General features: G+C 71.0%; 13 protein-coding genes. 8 read left to right on the top strand and 5 right to left on the bottom strand.

Annotation, left to right across the window (positions count from 1 at the left end):
• Window positions 1-3 precede the first annotated feature (3 nt).
• The 8 genes from AQI94_RS23555 to AQI94_RS23520 all read left to right on the top strand — a co-directional run bounded on the left by AQI94_RS23555 (window position 4) and on the right by AQI94_RS23520 (window position 7,464).
• On the top strand, window positions 4-846 hold the full coding sequence (locus tag AQI94_RS23555; RefSeq protein ID WP_031042236.1) for a M24 family metallopeptidase: 843 nt from the start codon (window positions 4-6) through the stop codon (window positions 844-846).
• Complete coding sequence (locus AQI94_RS23550; RefSeq protein WP_031042239.1) at window positions 843-2,600, top strand: SDR family oxidoreductase; 1,758 nt, start codon at window positions 843-845, stop codon at window positions 2,598-2,600. Before AQI94_RS23555 ends, AQI94_RS23550 begins: the two co-directional genes overlap by 4 nt.
• A complete protein-coding gene (locus AQI94_RS23545; RefSeq protein WP_031042240.1) occupies window positions 2,597-3,466 on the top strand; it encodes a metal-dependent hydrolase in 870 nt (289 codons plus the stop codon). Before AQI94_RS23550 ends, AQI94_RS23545 begins: the two co-directional genes overlap by 4 nt.
• Entirely contained in the window at window positions 3,463-4,401 is a 939-nt protein-coding gene (locus AQI94_RS23540) for a MerR family transcriptional regulator (protein WP_031042243.1), read from the top strand. Before AQI94_RS23545 ends, AQI94_RS23540 begins: the two co-directional genes overlap by 4 nt.
• A 122-nt stretch (window positions 4,402-4,523) precedes the next feature.
• Window positions 4,524-5,072 carry an RNA 2'-phosphotransferase gene (locus AQI94_RS23535; protein ID WP_031042246.1) on the top strand — a complete coding sequence of 183 codons (549 nt, stop codon included), beginning with the start codon at window positions 4,524-4,526 and terminating at the stop codon, window positions 5,070-5,072.
• A 25-nt stretch (window positions 5,073-5,097) separates the two neighbouring features.
• Complete coding sequence (locus AQI94_RS23530; protein WP_225890246.1) at window positions 5,098-5,541, top strand: hypothetical protein; 444 nt, start codon at window positions 5,098-5,100, stop codon at window positions 5,539-5,541.
• Between the two features lie 52 nt (window positions 5,542-5,593).
• Complete coding sequence (locus AQI94_RS23525; RefSeq protein ID WP_031042253.1) at window positions 5,594-6,496, top strand: LLM class flavin-dependent oxidoreductase; 903 nt, start codon at window positions 5,594-5,596, stop codon at window positions 6,494-6,496.
• Window positions 6,497-6,579: 83 nt separating this feature from the next.
• Complete coding sequence (locus AQI94_RS23520; protein ID WP_199814308.1) at window positions 6,580-7,464, top strand: Cof-type HAD-IIB family hydrolase; 885 nt, start codon at window positions 6,580-6,582, stop codon at window positions 7,462-7,464.
• Window positions 7,465-7,477: 13 nt separating this feature from the next.
• On the opposite strand, the gene AQI94_RS23515 is transcribed toward AQI94_RS23520, so the two are convergent.
• From AQI94_RS23515 to hisC, 5 genes are all read right to left on the bottom strand, one after another.
• A complete protein-coding gene (locus tag AQI94_RS23515; protein WP_031042258.1) occupies window positions 7,478-8,542 on the bottom strand; it encodes a M23 family metallopeptidase in 1,065 nt (354 codons plus the stop codon).
• Between the two features lie 131 nt (window positions 8,543-8,673).
• On the bottom strand, window positions 8,674-12,162 hold the full coding sequence (cydD, locus tag AQI94_RS23510; RefSeq protein ID WP_062229913.1) for a thiol reductant ABC exporter subunit CydD: 3,489 nt from the start codon (window positions 12,160-12,162) through the stop codon (window positions 8,674-8,676).
• 61 nt (window positions 12,163-12,223) lie between these two features.
• Window positions 12,224-13,228, bottom strand: coding sequence for a cytochrome d ubiquinol oxidase subunit II (gene cydB, locus AQI94_RS23505; RefSeq protein ID WP_031039938.1), 1,005 nt, complete (start codon window positions 13,226-13,228; stop codon window positions 12,224-12,226).
• An 18-nt stretch (window positions 13,229-13,246) separates the two neighbouring features.
• Entirely contained in the window at window positions 13,247-14,755 is a 1,509-nt protein-coding gene (locus AQI94_RS23500) for a cytochrome ubiquinol oxidase subunit I (protein WP_031039941.1), read from the bottom strand.
• 231 nt (window positions 14,756-14,986) lie between these two features.
• Window positions 14,987-16,066 (bottom strand): histidinol-phosphate transaminase, encoded by a 1,080-nt coding sequence (hisC, locus tag AQI94_RS23495; protein ID WP_031039943.1) that lies wholly within the window; start codon window positions 16,064-16,066, stop codon window positions 14,987-14,989.
• Window positions 16,067-16,136: the final 70 nt, after the last annotated feature.

The raw sequence follows: 16,136 nt of genomic DNA, 5'->3' as shown, positions 1-16,136 counted from the left end.
GGCATGACCACAGCAGTGAACAGCGAACTCTCCACCCGATTGCGGGGGTTCAGGCAGGTCCAGCGGCTCGCGTACGACTGCGCGGAGGCGGTCGCGGCCCGCCTGGAGCCCGGCGTGAGCGAGCGGCAGGCCGCCCGGATGCAGCGCGAGTGGCTGCGCGAGCGGGGCGTGCGGGACTGGTTCCACCTGCCCTTCGCCTGGTTCGGCGACCGCACGGCGTTCACCGGCTTCCGCGTGCCGCTCCAGTTCTTCCCCACCGACCGCCGACTGGAGCCCGGGATGCCGTTCATCCTGGACATGGCCCCGGTCCACGGGGGCTGCACCGCGGACATCGGCTACTCCGGCTCGCTCGGCGTCAACCCGGTCCAGGACCGGCTGATGGCCGACCTGGAGGCGCACCGCGAGCTGATCCTGCGCGAGGTCCGTGAGCGGCGGCCGCTGCGCGAGATCTACGAGGACGTCGACCGCCTCATGGTCCGCCAGGGCTACGCCAACCGGCACCGCGCGTACCCCTTCGGCGTGATCGCCCACAAGGTCGACCAGGTCAAGCAGCGCCGCTGGTCACCGCATGTCCTCGGGTTCGGCACCCAGTCCCTGAAAGGCCTGGCCGCCGACGCGCTGCACGGTCACCGGGAGGGCTGGTCGCCCCTGTGGTCGCCGTACCGCTTCTCCGACCACCCGCCGCAGCCGGGCCTGTGGGCGGTCGAACCGCACCTCGGATTCCGGGGCACCGGCGCCAAGTTCGAGGAGATCCTGGTCGTCACCGACTCCCGGGATCCCGAGCAGAGCGCTTTCTGGCTGGACGACGACCTGCCGCACGTGCGGCGCTGGGCGGAGGAGAAGTGACCTTGCTCGACGATGCGCGCGAGCGCCGGGTACGCACCGGCGGAGTCGACCTGTGCGTGGCCGAACTGGGCGACCCCCGACAGCCGACCGTGATCCTGGTGCACGGCTACCCGGACAGCAAGGAGGTCTGGTCCGACGTCGCCGCCCGCCTCGCCGGCCGCTTCCACGTCGTCCTCTACGACGTCCGCGGCCACGGCCGCTCCACGGCACCCGAGCCGCTGCGCGGAGGGTTCACCCTGGAGAAGCTGACGGACGACTTCCTGGCCGTCGCGGACGCCGTCAGCCCGGACCGGCCCGTCCACCTGGTCGGACACGACTGGGGCTCGGTGCAGGCCTGGGAGTTCGTCACCGTCCGGCGCACCGAGGGCCGCATCGCGTCCTTCACCTCGATGTCCGGACCCTCCCTCGACCACTTCGGCCACTGGATCGCGGGCCGCCTCAAGCGCCCCACCCCGCGCCGCGTCGGCCAGCTCCTCGGCCAGGGCGCCAAGTCCTGGTACGTGTACGCACTGCACACCCCCGCCCTGCCCGAACTGGCCTGGCGCGGCCCGCTCGGCAAGGTCTGGCCGCGCGTACTGGAGCGCGCCGAGAAGATCCCCGCCGACGGCTACCCGACCGCCTCGCTGCCCACCGACGCGGCCCACGGCGCCTGGCTGTACCGCGACAACATCCGGGCCCGGCTGCGCCACCCGCGCCCCGACGCGTACGCCCACGCACCCGTGCAGCTCATCACGCCCCTGGGGGACGCGTTCCTCTCGGAGAAGCTCTACGACGGCCTGGAGCAGTGGGCCCCGCGGCTGACCCGGCGCACGCTGCCCGCCAAGCACTGGATCCCCCGCTCCCGGCCCGACCAGCTGTCGGCGTGGATCACGGAGTTCGTGACCTCCGTCGAAGGCGGCCGGAGCACCGTACAGGCGACCGGGAAGCACGCCGACCGGTTCGGCGGGCAGCTCGTCCTCGTCACGGGCGCGGGCAGCGGCATCGGACGGGCCACCGCGTTCGCCTTCGCCGAGGCCGGCGCGCGCGTGGTCGCCGTCGACCGGGACACCGAGTCCGCCGCCCGCACCGCCGAGCTGTCCCGGCTGCTCGGCGCTCCCGAGGCCTGGGCGGAGACCGTGGACGTCTCCGACGAACAGGCCATGGAGAAACTCGCCGCCAAGGTCACCGCCGAGTACGGCGTGGTGGACGTCCTGGTCAACAACGCCGGCATCGGCATCGGCGGCTCCTTCTTCGACACCACCACCGAGGACTGGAAGAAGGTCCTCGACGTCAATCTGTGGGGCGTCATCCACGGCTGCCGGCTCTTCGGCAGGCAGATGGCCGAGCGCGGACAGGGCGGCCACATCGTCAACATCGCGTCAGCGGCCGCCTACCAGCCCTCCAGGGCGCTGTCCGCCTACGGCACCTCCAAGGCCGCCGTCCTCATGCTCAGCGAGAGCCTGCGCGCCGAACTGGCCGGCCGGGGGATCGGTGTCTCGGCGATCTGCCCCGGCTTCGTCAACACCGCCATCACCTCCACCGCGCGCTTCGCGGGCCTCGACGCCGCCGAGGAGAAGCGCCGCCAGAAGCGCACGGCCCGCCTCTACCAGCTGCGGAACTACCCGCCCGAGAAGGTCGCCGACGCCATCCTGAGAGCGGTCGTGCGCAACCAGGCCGTCGTACCGGTCACCCCGGAGGCCCGCGGCGCCCACGCCCTGGCCCGGTGGGCGCCGAAGGCACTGCGCGCGATCGCACGGCTGGAGCCGCCGACGTGACCCACGAGATCGCCCCGCGCCGCGTCGCCTTCGACTGGTCCCGCACACCCCTGCACTGGATCCCCGGCGAGCCCACCGCCACCCACGTCATCAACGTCCTGCACCTGCTGCTGCCGGCGGGGGAGCGCTGGTTCGTGAAGGTCTTCAAGGAGGGCCTGCCGCTGATCACGGACCCCGGACTCCGCGCCGACGTCAAGGGGTTCATGGGCCAGGAGGCCACGCACAGCGTCCAGCACACGCACGTGCTGGACCACTTGGCGGCCCAGCGGCTCGACACCGCCGACTTCACCAAGTACGCCGACTTCCTCTTCGAGCGGCTGCTCGGTGAGCGCCCACCGCTCAACGCGCCCATTCCCGCGCGCGAGTGGCTGCGGTTCCGGTTGTCGGTCGTCGCCGCGGTCGAACAGTTCACGGCGGTGCTCGGCGACTGGGTCCTGGCCGCCGACGGCCTCGACCGGGCCGGCGCCGACGAGGTCATGCTCGACCTGCTGCGCTGGCACGGCGCAGAGGAGGTCGAACACCGCGCGGTCGCCTTCGACATGTACCAGCACTGCGGCGGCACCGGCACAGCCCGCTACACCCGCCGCATCGCCGGCATGGCGGTGACGGCCCCGGTGATGCTGTACCTGTGGGTATGGGGCACCGCCTACCTCATGCGCCACGATCCACAGCTGGCCGGGCGGCTGCGCTACTCCCTCAAAGAGCACGAGAAGGCCGTACGAAAGGGTCTGCTGCCCGCCTGGCGAGAGCTCGGCGCGGCCGTCCCGCGATACCTCCGGCGGTCCTACCACCCGTCTCGGGAAGGGTCGTTGAGCCGTGCGGTGGAATACCTGAAGCGGTCACCGGCGGCGAGAGCGGCCTCGTGAGCGACACCCCCGCCTACCGGATCGAGGACCTCGCCCACCTCAGCGGCGCCACCGTCCGCACCATCCGCGCCTACCAGGACCGCGGACTGCTCCCCCGCCCCGAACGTCGCGGCCGCGCCAACATCTACACCGACTCCCACCTCGCCCGGCTGCGGCAGGTCGCCGACCTCCTCGACCGCGGCTACGGCCTGGCCTCCATCAAGGAGCTCCTGGAGGCCTACGACTCCGGCCGCGGCCTCGGCGGGATCCTCGGGCTGGTCGCCGAGGTCGACGGCCCGTGGACCGACGAGGAGGCCGTCCGCATCTCCCGCGCCGAACTGGACGCACGCTTCGGTGGCATCCCCGACGAGGCAGCGGTCGCCGAGGCGGTGGAACTCGGCGTGCTGGAGCCGGTGCCCGGGGACGAGGGCTCCTTCCTCGTGCCGAGCCCCCAAGAGCTAGCTGTGGCAGCCGAGTTGCACGCGTCCGGGGTGCCGCTCTCCGCGATCTCGGGCCATCTGCGGGAGTTGAGGGGGCAGGTCGAGCACATCGCCGCCCGTTTCCTGGAGTTCACCACCGAGCACGTCTTCGCCCGGTACCTGCAGGGACCGCACCGGCCGACCGAGGCCGACGCCTCCGAAGCGGCCTCTCTAGTACGCCGGCTGCGGCCCCTCGCCCAGCAGACCGTGGACGCCGAACTCGCTCGGGCCATGCGGTTGTTGGCGGTACGGCAGCTGCGGCAGCACCTCGATACGGGGGAGCGGCCCGCAGGGCGATCGGAGTCACGTTCCGTGGCCGTGCCCGAGGAGACGATGCGGGCTGTGGAAGAGCTCGTTGGGGCGGAGCGGGTGGCGGAGTTCTTCGCGCTGGCGGCTGAACGGGAGGTGCGGGCAAGGAAGTTGGATGCGCTCACGTCAAGTGAGCGTCCCCCAGTCGATCTTGGCGAAGGGGGCTGACATGACAGGGAGTTGTCCACAGAAACGCCAAGTAGCCTGTGGATAACTACAGTTGGTTGTGGACCAAACATCCGGGCCAAAATCATTCGCGTGATTCACGTCTCTCCCGGCACCCTGGCGACATGGACGAAAGACGCACCGTGAAGGTGTCGAAGTACCTCTCGAAACACCTGCGGCACCAGCCCGAGCGGATCGGGCTCACTCTCGACGAGGCGGGCTGGGTCGAGATCGACGCCCTGCTGGCCGCGACCGCCGCGCACAACTTCCGCATCAGCCGTGCAGAACTGGACCAGGTCGTCGCCGCGAACGACAAACAACGCTTCGCCGTCGACGGCACCCGCATCCGCGCCAGCCAGGGCCACAGCGTCGAGGTCGACCTCGGACTGCCCCCGGCGACCCCGCCGCCGTACCTCTACCACGGCACCGTGGCCCGCGTCCTGGACGCCATCCGCGCCGAGGGACTGCGCCCCATGAACCGGCACGACGTGCACCTGTCTCCCGACCGCGACACCGCGACCCGGGTAGGAGCCCGCCGCGGCCGCCCCGTCGTGCTCTCCGTGGACGCACAGGCCATGCACCGCGACGGCCATGTCTTCCACGTCAGCGCGAACGGAGTCTGGCTCACCCGGGCCGTACCGCCGCGCTATCTGCGGTTTCCCGAGTCGCACTGACCCCCCTCCAGGCATGATCAGTGGTATGGACCAGTTGCCCACCACCGAGGCCGCAGTCACCGCGCTCCGCGCCCTCGCCGCCGAGTACGGCCTCGCCATCGAGGTGACCCACGATATCGGCGCCGACCAGACCTCACGCCGCAGCGCCGCAGGCATCGGCGTCACCACCGACCCGGACGGCACCCTGCCCCACGAGGCCTACGTCGAACTCGGCGGTCGGCCCCGGGTGGATGTGCGCCTGTTCCCGGACGACGACGCCCTGATCACCGTCGACGGAGTCGAGTGCCCCGACGTCGCCCGCGACGACGTCCCCGCCTTCCTCCGCGCCCTCTACGAGGGCCATGCCTGGGTGAAAGCGCGCCGCTTCCCGCCCAGCCACTTCCTGATGGTGCCGCTTCCGGGCGACCGCGTGCACAAGGAGTTCATCCCGGTCGGCCTCAGCCCCTGGCTCAGCGGCCGCGTACAGTGACCGTGCGTCACTGTTTCACGTGAAACAGGGCCCGGCGCTTACGCTCGGACACATGAGTCTGCGTCTGAGTACCGTGATCCTCCCCCACCGCCGCTGGAACGAGGGGGGCCGCGAGACATGGCAGCGCGCGGAACAGCTCGGCTTCCACACCGGCTACACGTACGACCACCTGTCCTGGCGCACCTTCCGCGACGGTCCCTGGTTCGGTGCCGTGCCCACCCTGACCGGTGCCGCGGGCGTCACCGAACGGCTGCGCCTGGGCACCCTGGTGACCTCGCCGAACTTCCGGCACCCGGTGACCCTCGCCAAGGAACTGATCACCCTCGACGACATCTCCGGCGGCCGTGTCACCCTCGGCATCGGCGCGGGCGGCACCGGGTTCGACGCCACCGCGCTCGGCCAGGATCCGTGGAGCCCGCGCGAGCGTGCCGACCGGCTCGCCGAGTTCGTCCCGCTGCTCGACCGCCTGCTCACCGAGGACTCCGTGTCCTACGAGGGCGACTTCTACTCGGCGCACGAGGCCCGCAACATCCCGGGCTGCGTCCAGCGGCCCCGGCTGCCCTTCGCCGTGGCCGCCACCGGACCGCGTGGCCTCAAGCTCGCCGCACGCCACGGACAGGCGTGGGTGACCACCGGCGACCCGAAGCTGTACGAGAACGGCACCCCCGAGCAGTCCCGCCAGGCCCTCCGCGGTCAGGTCGACAAGCTCACCGACGCCTGCGCGGTACTCGGCCGGGACGTGAACAGCCTGGACAAGATCCTGCTCACCGGCTTCACCCCTGACCGCGGCCGCCCTCTGGAGTCCCTGGACGCGTTCGTCGACTTCGCGGGCCGCCACCGCGAACTCGGCTTCACGGAACTCGTGATCCACTGGCCGATCCCCGACTCGGACTTCGCCGCCGACCAGAAGGTCTTCGAGCAGATCGCCATGGAGGCACCGGCACAACTGGGCTGAGACAACGGCACCGGGGCGGGTGGGTCCGCCCCCGCGTCGTCTCTGTCTCACCTGTGCGGGCACCCGCACGGCCGTGCACGCATATGCGGGAGAATGAGCGGGTGACCTCAGCGACTCGACAGCCCGAGACCCCGGCCGCCGGCATACCGCCGCGCCTGATCGCCACCGATCTCGACGGCACTCTGCTGCGCGACGACAAGTCGGTGTCCCCCCGTACGGTCGCGGCCCTCGCCGCCGCGGAAAAGGCCGGCATCGAGGTCTTCTTCGTCACCGGCCGCCCCGCCCGCTGGATGGATGTCGTCAGCGACCACGTCCACGGCCACGGTCTCGCCATCTGCGGCAACGGAGCCGCGGTGGTCGACCTGCACGGCGGCCCCGGCGCCCACCGCTTCGTGAAGGTGCGCGACCTGGCCCGGGACAACGCGCTGGACGCCGTACGGCTGCTGCGGGAAGCGGCGCCCGGCACGGTGTACGCGGTGGAGCAGACGTACGGCTTCCACCAGGAGCCCGACTACCCCAAGCTGCACATGGAGATCCCGGACAACCTCGCCCCCGCCGAGGAACTGCTGGCCGAGGACGGTCCCGGAGCCGCCGAGCCGGTGCTCAAGATCCTCGCCTACCACCCCTCGCTCGACCCGGACGCCTTCCTCACCCTCTCCCGCCTGGCCATCGGCGAGCGTGCCAACGTCACCCGGTCCAGCCCCAGCGCCCTGCTGGAGATCAGCGGCCCCGGCGTCTCCAAGGCCAGCACGCTCGCCCTGTGCTGCGCGGAGCGCGGGATCTCGCACGAACAGGTCGTCGCCTTCGGGGACATGCCCAACGATGTCGAGATGCTCACCTGGGCGGGGCAGTCGTACGCGATGGGCAACGCCCACCCCGACGTGATCGCGGCCGCTTCCGGCCAGACCGTCGCCAACAACGACGACGGAGTGGCCGTGGTGATCGAACGGATGCTGGAGCGGCTGTAGGGGTCGTCGCGGCTCAGCCGACCGGCGCGCCTCGTGCCGCCAGCCACGGCACCGGGTCCACCGCAGAACCCGCCTCGGGCGTGACCCGCACCTCGAAGTGCAGATGCGGACCGGTGGAGTTGCCGCTCGTGCCCGACTGGCCGATCCACTGCCCCGGCACGACGCTCTCCCCCTGGTCGACGGTGACGGCGGCGAGATGGGCGTACTGTGTGTAATAGCCGCCCGTGTGCTCGATCACGATCTCGATGCCGAAGGCTCCTCCGCAGGACACCTTCACCACCCGGCCCGCGCCCACCGCCCGCACCGGCGTCCCGATCGGCACCGCGAAGTCCTGCCCGGTGTGCCGGCTCGCCCAGTGCGACCCGCCGCTGCCGAACCCGGCGGACAGCTCGTACGCCGCCACCGGAGTGACCCAGGTGTGCTCCGCGGCCGGCTGCGGCTGGTCCAGGCGCACGGCACCCCGGCACGAACCGGCCGCCACCGAGGCGTCGGCCTGTCCCTGCAACCGCCACCGGGCCTCTTCGAGTGTCTGCTCGATGTCCTGCTTCAGAGCGGCGAGTTCGGCACTGCGGCGCTCCAGCCGCTGCCGGACCGCCGCGGCCCTCGCCTCGTCCGCCGCGAGCCGGGCCTCGGCCCGACGGCTCTTCTCGACCGCGTTGTCGACGGCCAGCATCGTCCGGGAGAAGACGTGCTGACCTCGCATCAGGTCGGCGGGGTCGGCCGCGAAGATGATCTGCGCGGTGAGCGGAAGCCCGCCACCGTCGCGGTACTGGGCCCGGGCGATACGGCCCAGCCCCTCGTGCAGAACGGCGATCTCCCGCCGCTCCCGGCCGAGCAGTTCCTGGAACCACAGCTCCCTGGCCCGCTGCGCCTCCGCCTCCTGGCGCCCCGCCTCGTACCGGCCGGTCGCCAGCGCCGCGTCCTGGTACAGCCGCAACACCTGCGCGCTGATCCCCGGATCAGCGTCCGCGCGGCCGTCCTCGCCGTCGGCCGCGGCGTCCGCGGGCCGCGCCACCAGCACCGCGAGCGCACACAGCAGAGCCGGAACGAGCAGCGGATGACGGCGAGGTGATCGCATGTCAGCGATCCTGTCCCGGGTACCTGGACCCGGTCCTGTTCAAGGCGTACGCCCGGGGGACACGTTGCTGCGGACGGGTCAGTGCGGCGCCTGCCACCCGACCGTCGTACCGCCGGCGTCGTCGGGCGGCGTCAGCCCGCCGCCACCAGCAGCTCCGACTCCGCCTCCCGCTCGGCCATCCTCCGCAGTGGCCCCTCCGCACCCGCCAACTCCGCGTAGGAGCCCCGCTGCACGACCCGCCCCTCGTCGAGCACGACCACCTCGTCCACCGACTCGAGTCCCGCCAGACGGTGGGTGATGAGGAGGGTCGTACGGCCTTCGGTGGCGGCCAGCAGATCGGCGGTGAGCGCGTCGGCGGTGGGAAGGTCGAGATGCTCGGCGGGCTCGTCGAGCACGAGGACCGGGAAGTCCGCGAGCAGCGCCCGGGCCAGTGCGAGCCGCTGACGCTGACCGCCGGACAGCCACGCCCCGTGCTCGCCGACCAGCGTGTCGAGCCCGTCGGGCAGGCTCTCCGCCCAGTCGAGCAGGCGGGCCCGCCGCAGGGCGTCCCGCAGTTCCTCCTCGTCCGCGTCCTTCTTGGCGAGGAGCAGGTTCTCGCGCACCGAGCTGTCGAAGAGGTGCGCGTCCTGGGCGCACAGCCCCACCAGCCGCCGTACGTCGTCACCGCGCAGCCCATAGGCGTCCACGCCGCCCAGGGTGTAGGTGCCGGCGCCCGCGTCCAGGAAGCGCAGCAGCACCTGCGCGAGGGTCGTCTTGCCGGAGCCGGAGGCCCCGACCACGGCGGTCCTCCGGCCCTCGGCGAGGGTGAGATCGAGGCCCGCGAGCGCGTCCCGGTCCTGGCCTGCGTGCCGGGTGGTCAGTCCCCTGAGGACGAGCGGGAACGGCGAGGCGGGCGCCTGCCGAGCGTGCTCCGGCTCCCGTACCGGCTCGGATGCGTCCAGCACCTCGTGGACGCGCTCCGCGCTCCTGCGCACCCGTTGGCGGTACTGCACGGCGAGCGGCAGCCCGAGGACGGCCTCGAAGGCAGCCAGCGGTGTGAGCACGACCACGGCCATCGCGACCCCGCCGAGCCGCCCGGAGGCGACCGCCTGTGCGCCAACCAGGGCGGTGGCGGTGACGGTCAGGCCGCAGATCAGGGCGGTGAGGCCGTCACCGAGTGCGGTGGCGGTGGCGGCGCGGGAGGAGATCCGGGTGAGTACGCCGTCGGCCCGCCGGGTCTCGGCCGTACGGGCGGGCAGGGCACCGGCGACGGTCAACTCCGCGGTCCCGGTGAGGAGATCGGTCACGTGCGTCGACAGCGCCCCGCGGGCGGGGGCGAGCCTGCGCTCGGCGCGGCGCGCCACGGCTCCCGTGATGAGGGGGACACCGGCACCGGCGGCCAGCAGGCCCACGGCCAGCGCGGCACCGGCCGCCGGCAGGAGCCAGGCCGTGAAGCCCACGGAGGCCGCCGACACCAGGACGGCGGCACCTGCGGGCAGCAGCCAGCGCAGCCAGTAGTCCTGGAGCGCGTCCACGTCGGAGACGAGCCGCGAGAGCAGATCACCCCGGCGGGCCGTGCGCAGACCGGCGGGTGCCAGCCGTTCCAGGCGCCGGTAGACGGCGACCCGGGTGTCGGCGAGCATGCGCAACACGGCGTCGTGCGACACCAGCCGCTCCGCGTACCGGAACACGGCCCGCCCGATCCCGAAGGCCCGGGTCGCCGTCACGGCCACCATCAGATACAGAACAGGCGGCTGCTGCGAGGCCCGCGAGATCAGCCAGCCGGAGGTGGCCATCAGTCCCACCGCACTTCCGAGCGCGAGGCTGCCGAGCAGCAGCGCGAGCGCCAGCCGGCCTCGTCGCGGGCCCGACATGGCACGGACACGGGCGAGAACGCCGTGCGCCCGCGTGGTCGGCTCGGTCGTCCCGGGCTCGGCCGACACGGGGCCGCCGTCCTCGATCGTGCGTGCCGTGGACGTCCGGGCCATGGCTGGCGCGGGGGCCGGTGTTGCGGGCTCCGTCAGCCGCACCACCCGGTCCGCCACCCCGAGCAACGCCGGCCGGTGCACCACCAGCAGGACCGTCCGCCCGGCCGCCAGCCGCCGCACCGCCGCCACGACCTCCGCCTCGGTGGCTCCGTCGAGCGCCGCCGTCGGTTCGTCGAGGAGCAGCACCGGCCGGTCCGCGAGGAACGCCCGGGCGAGCGCCAGCCGTTGCCGCTGCCCGGCGGACAGCCCGGCCCCGTCCTCGCCGAGCACGGTGTCCGCCCCCTGCGGAAGGGCGTCGATGAACTCCAGGGCCCCCGCGTCCCCCAGCGCCTTCCGTACCGCGCTCTCGTCGGCCTCGGGCCGGGCCAGCCGTACGTTCTCGGCGATCGTCCCGGCGAACAGCTGCGGCCGCTGCGGCACCCACGCGATGCGTGACCGCCACTCCTCCAGGCCGACCTCGGCGAGATCGGCTCCCCCGATCCGTACCCGCCCCTCGGCCGGCCGTACGAATCCGAGCAGGACGCTCAGCAGCGTCGACTTGCCCGCCCCGCTGGGCCCGACCAGCGCGACCGTCTCCCCGGGCGCGACCTCGAAGGACACGTCCGTGACGGCGTCCCCCGAGCGCCCGGGGTACCTGACCGTGACCTGCTCGAAGGCCAGCGCCCCGGCCGGTACCGCGGCCGTGCCCGATGCCGGTGCCGGCGTCTCCAGCACCGTGAAGATCTCCTCGGCGGCCGCCAGCCCCTCCGCCGCCGCGTGGTACTGCGCACCCACCTGCCGCAGGGGCAGGTAAGCCTCGGGGGCCAGGATGAGGATGACCAGGCCGTCGTACAGGTTCATCTCGCCGTGGACGAGCCGCATCCCGATCGTCACGGCGACCAGCGCCACCGAAAGCGTCGACAGCAGCTCCAAGGCGAAGGAGGAGATGAAGGCGATGCGCAGCGTCCGCATGGTCGCCTGCCGGTACTCACCGGTGATGCGGCGGATCGACTCGGCCTGCGCCTTGGCCCGGCCGAACACCTTCAGGGTCGGCAACCCCGCCACGACATCGAGGAAGTGCCCCGACAACCGGGACAGCAGCCGCCACTGCCGGTCCATCCGGGACTGCGTGGCCCAGCCGATCAGCACCATGAAGACCGGGATGAGGGGCAGGGTCCCGACGATGATGGCCGCCGAGACCCAGTCCTCGGTCACGATCCGCGCCAGCACCGCCACCGGCACGACCAGCGCAAGGCCCAACTGCGGGAGATAGCGCGAGAAGTAGTCGTCGAGGGCATCGACCCCCCTGGTGGCGAGGGCGACCAGGGAACCCGTCCGCTGCCCGCTCAGCCACCCGGGCCCCAGAGCCGTGGCTCGTTCCAGGAGCCGCCCCCGCAGCTCCGACTTCACTGCGGCGCTCGCGCGATGGGCGGCCAACTCGGTGAGCCAGGCGACGAGCCCACGGCCGACAGCGACGGCCGCCAACAGCAGCAGGGGAGTGCGGAGTTCAGCGACCGCGAGACCATGCTGGAACGCACCGACGACGATCTCGGCGATGAGCATCGCCTGGGCGATGACCAGCAGGGCTCCGAGACCGCCCAGGCCGACCACGGCCACCAGGAAGAGGCGGGTGGCCCGGGCGTATCGGAGCAGACGCGGGTCGATCGGTTTCACGTGAAACACACCCTCTTCTCACGGGGGCATGTTTCACGTGAAACATGCCCCCCATGCGGGCTCAGTGCGCGGCTTCGGCGATGTGCTGCGTGCCGATCCGCTTGCGGAACACCCAGTAGGTCCAGCCCTGGTAGAGCAGGACAACCGGTGTGGCGATCCCCGCGCACCAGGTCATGATCTTCAGGGTGTACGGGCTCGACGAGGCATTGGTGACCGTCAGGCTCCAGTCCGCGTTGAGCGAGGACGGCATGACGTTCGGGAAGAGCGTCAGGAAGAGCATGGCCACGGCGGCCACGATGGTGACGCCCGACAGGGCGAACGACCAGCCCTCACGGCCGGCCTGGTTGGCCACCAGGGCGGCGACCAGCGCGGCCACGGCCACCACGAGCGCGACCAGGCTCTTGGCGTCACCGCTGTCGACCTGGGTCCAGAGCAGGAAGACCAGCGCGAGGACAGCGGTGACGAGACCGACCCGGGTCGCCAGCTTCCGTGCCCGCTCCCGGATCTCCCCGACGGTCTTCAGGGCCGTGAACACCGTTCCGTGGAAGGTGAACAGGGTCAGCGTCACCAGTCCGCCGAGCAGGGCGTACGGGTTCAGGAGGTCCCAGAGGGAGCCGACGTACTCGAAGTGCTGGTCGATCTTCACCCCGTGCACGATGTTGCCGAAGGCCACGCCCCACAGGAACGCGGGGATGAGCGAGGTCCAGAAGATCGCGGTCTCCCAGTTGCGCTGCCAGTTCTCCTCGGGCCGCTTGGCCCGGTACTCGAAGGCGACACCGCGGACGATCAGGCAGACCAGGATGACCAGCAGCGGCAGGTAGAAGCCGGAGAAGAGCGTGGCGTACCAGTCGGGGAAGGCGGCGAAAGTCGCGCCGCCCGCCGTCAGCAGCCACACCTCGTTGCCGTCCCACACAGGACCGATGGTGTTGATCAGGACGCGCTTCTCGACCCGGTTGCGGGCAAGCAGCTTGGTGAGGACTCCGACCCCGAAGTCGAACCCCTCCAGGAAGAAGTAGCCGGTCCACAGGACGGCGATGAGCACGAACCAGACGTCGTGAAGTTCCATGACTCGATCTCCCTCGGCCTAGTACGAGAAGGCCATCGGCTTGTCGGCGTCACGGGTGTCGCCGCCGATCTTCGTGGGCGGGTTGAGGTCGGCCTCGGTGAGCTCGGGCGGGCCGGCCTTGACGTACTTCACGAGCAGCTTGACCTCGACGACGGCGAGGATGGCGTACAGAGCCGTGAAGACGAGCATCGAGATGAGCACCTCGGCCTGGGAGACGCCGGGGGAGACCGCGTGCCGGGTCTGCAGGACGCCGTAGACGACCCACGGCTGGCGGCCCATCTCGGTGAAGATCCAGCCCCAGGAGTTGGCGATCAGGGGGAAGCCCAGGGTCCAGATCGCCACGAGCCAGTAGAGCCTGCCGAGCTTGGGGCTGAGGGCCTTGTTCCTGAACAGGACCAGATGCGGCACCTCGTCCTCGCCGACCCTCAGGTGCTGCGGCAGCATGAACTTCTTGCGGGTCAGCCAGAGTCCGGCGAGGCCGATGGCGAAGGAAGCCATGCCGAAGCCGATCATCCAGCGGAAGGCCCAGAAGGTGACGGGGATGTTGGGCCGGTAGTCGCCCGGCCCGTACTTCTGCTGTTCGGCCTTGTTGACGTCGTTGATGCCGGGGACGAACGAGGTGAAGTCATCGTCCGCGAGGAAGGACAGCAGACCCGGGATCTCTATGGCCACGGTGTTGTGGCCCTTCTCCACGTCGCCGTAGGCGAAGATCGAGAAGGGAGCGGAGTCCTGGCCGTCCCACAGGGCCTCGGCGGCGGCCATCTTCATCGGCTGCTGCTTGAACATGACCTTGCCGAGCGTGTCACCGCTGATCGCGGTGAGCATGCCGGCGACGACCACGGTGACCAGGCCGAGGCGCAGCGAGGTCTTCATCACGGCGATGTGCCTCTTGCGGAACAGATGGAAGGCCGCGATGCCGACCATGAAGGCGCCACCGGTCAGGAAGGCGGCCGACATGGTGTGGAAGACCTGGGTGAGCGCCGTGTTCTGGGTCAGCACCGCCCAGAAGTCGGTGAGCTCGGCGCGTCCCCTCGCCTTGTTGATCCGGTAGCCGACGGGGTGCTGCATCCACGAGTTGGCCGCGAGGATGAAGTACGCCGACAGGATCGTGCCGATCGAGACCATCCAGATGCAGGCCAGGTGGATCTTCTTGGGCAGCTTGTCCCAGCCGAAGATCCACAGGCCGATGAAGGTGGACTCGAAGAAGAAGGCGATCAGGGCCTCGAAGGCGAGCGGGGCACCGAAGACGTCGCCGACGAACCGCGAGTAGTCGGACCAGTTCATGCCGAACTGGAACTCCTGCACGATGCCGGTGACCACACCCATCGCGATGTTGATCAGGAAGAGCTTGCCCCAGAACTTGGTGGCCCTGAGGTACTTCTCCTTCTCCGTACGCACCCAGGCGGTCTGCAGGCCTGCCGTGAGGGCGGCCAGGGAGATCGTCAGAGGGACGAACAGGAAGTGGTAGACGGTGGTGATGCCGAACTGCCAGCGCGCCAGGGTCTCCGGCGCCAGAGCCAGGTCCACGTCGCCGCTCCTTACCTCACAGGCTTGTGGAACAAATGCATGCAAAGAGATGCGCTTGTGAAAGCGTTCACATTCACAAGCAATTATGACGCATGGCCGTTCGACACGGGACGGGAGGGGGGTCCCTGAGTGGGTCCGATAGGTCACATCTGGAAGGGACCGGTCGGCCCCTGGCGCGCGGGGCCCAGGGTTTCACGTGAAACCCCGGGCCCGCGGACTCACCACCTCGCGTCACAGCTCCTTGCGGAAGCCCTCCGCCACCTTCAGGAAGATGTCGTTCGCCTCGGCCTCCCCGACCGTCACGCGCACACCCTCGCCCGCGAAGGGCCGTACGACCACACCGTGCTGCTCGCACGCCGCCGCGAAGTCGACCGTGCGCTCCCCCAGCCGCAGCCAGACGAAGTTGGCCTGGGTCTCGGGCACCGTCCAGCCCTGGGCCCGCAGCCCCTCCACCACGCGGTTGCGCTCACAGACCAGCGAGCCGACCCGGCCGAGCAGTTCGTCCTCGGCTCGCAGCGAGGCGATCGCCGCCTCCTGGGCGAGCTGGCTCACCCCGAAGGGCACCGCCGTCTTGCGCAGCGCCGCGGCCACCGGCTCATGGGCGATCGCGAAGCCGACCCTGAGGCCCGCGAGACCGTACGCCTTGGAGAAGGTGCGCAGCACACAGACGTTCGGCCGCGTGCGGTACAGCTCCACGCCGTCCGGCACCTCGGGGTCGCGGATGAACTCGCGGTAGGCCTCGTCCAGCACCACCAGCACGTCACTCGGCACCCGGTCGAGGAAGCGTTCCAGTTCGGCCCGCCTCACGACCGTGCCCGTCGGGTTGTTGGGGTTGCAGACGAAGATCAGCCGGGTCCGCTCGGTGATCGCGTCGGCCATCGCGTCCAGATCGTGCACATCGCCCGCCGTGAGCGGTACCCGCACCGAGGTGGCGCCGCTGATCTGGGTGATGATCGGGTACGCCTCGAAGGACCGCCAGGCGTAGATGACCTCGTCGCCCGGTCCCGAGGTCGCCTGGATCAGCTGCTGGGCGACGCCGACGGACCCGGTTCCGGTGGCCAGATGGGAGAGCGGGACGCCGAAGCGCTCGGACAGCTCGTTCATCAGGCCCGTGCAGGCCATGTCCGGGTAGCGGTTGAAGGAGGAGACCGCGGCCGTCACGGTCTCCAGCACGCCCGGCAGCGGCGGATACGGGTTCTCGTTGGAGGACAGCTTGTAGGCCACCGGGCCGCCGGCCGCGGCGGGCTTTCCCGGCTTGTACGTGGGGATACCCTCCAGCTCGGCGCGCAGCTTCGGGCTTGTCTCGCTCACCGCAGTCCTCCTCATGACCACCGACACATGGCGGCCGACTCGGGCAGCCGGCTCCAATACTGCTCACCTT

It is taken from the genome of Streptomyces pseudovenezuelae, assembly GCF_001513955.1.
Taxonomy (GTDB): Bacteria; Actinomycetota; Actinomycetes; order Streptomycetales; family Streptomycetaceae; genus Streptomyces; species Streptomyces pseudovenezuelae.
The sequence above is the reverse complement of the archived record's forward strand: the minus strand, read 5'-3'. Positions and strand labels throughout refer to the sequence as shown.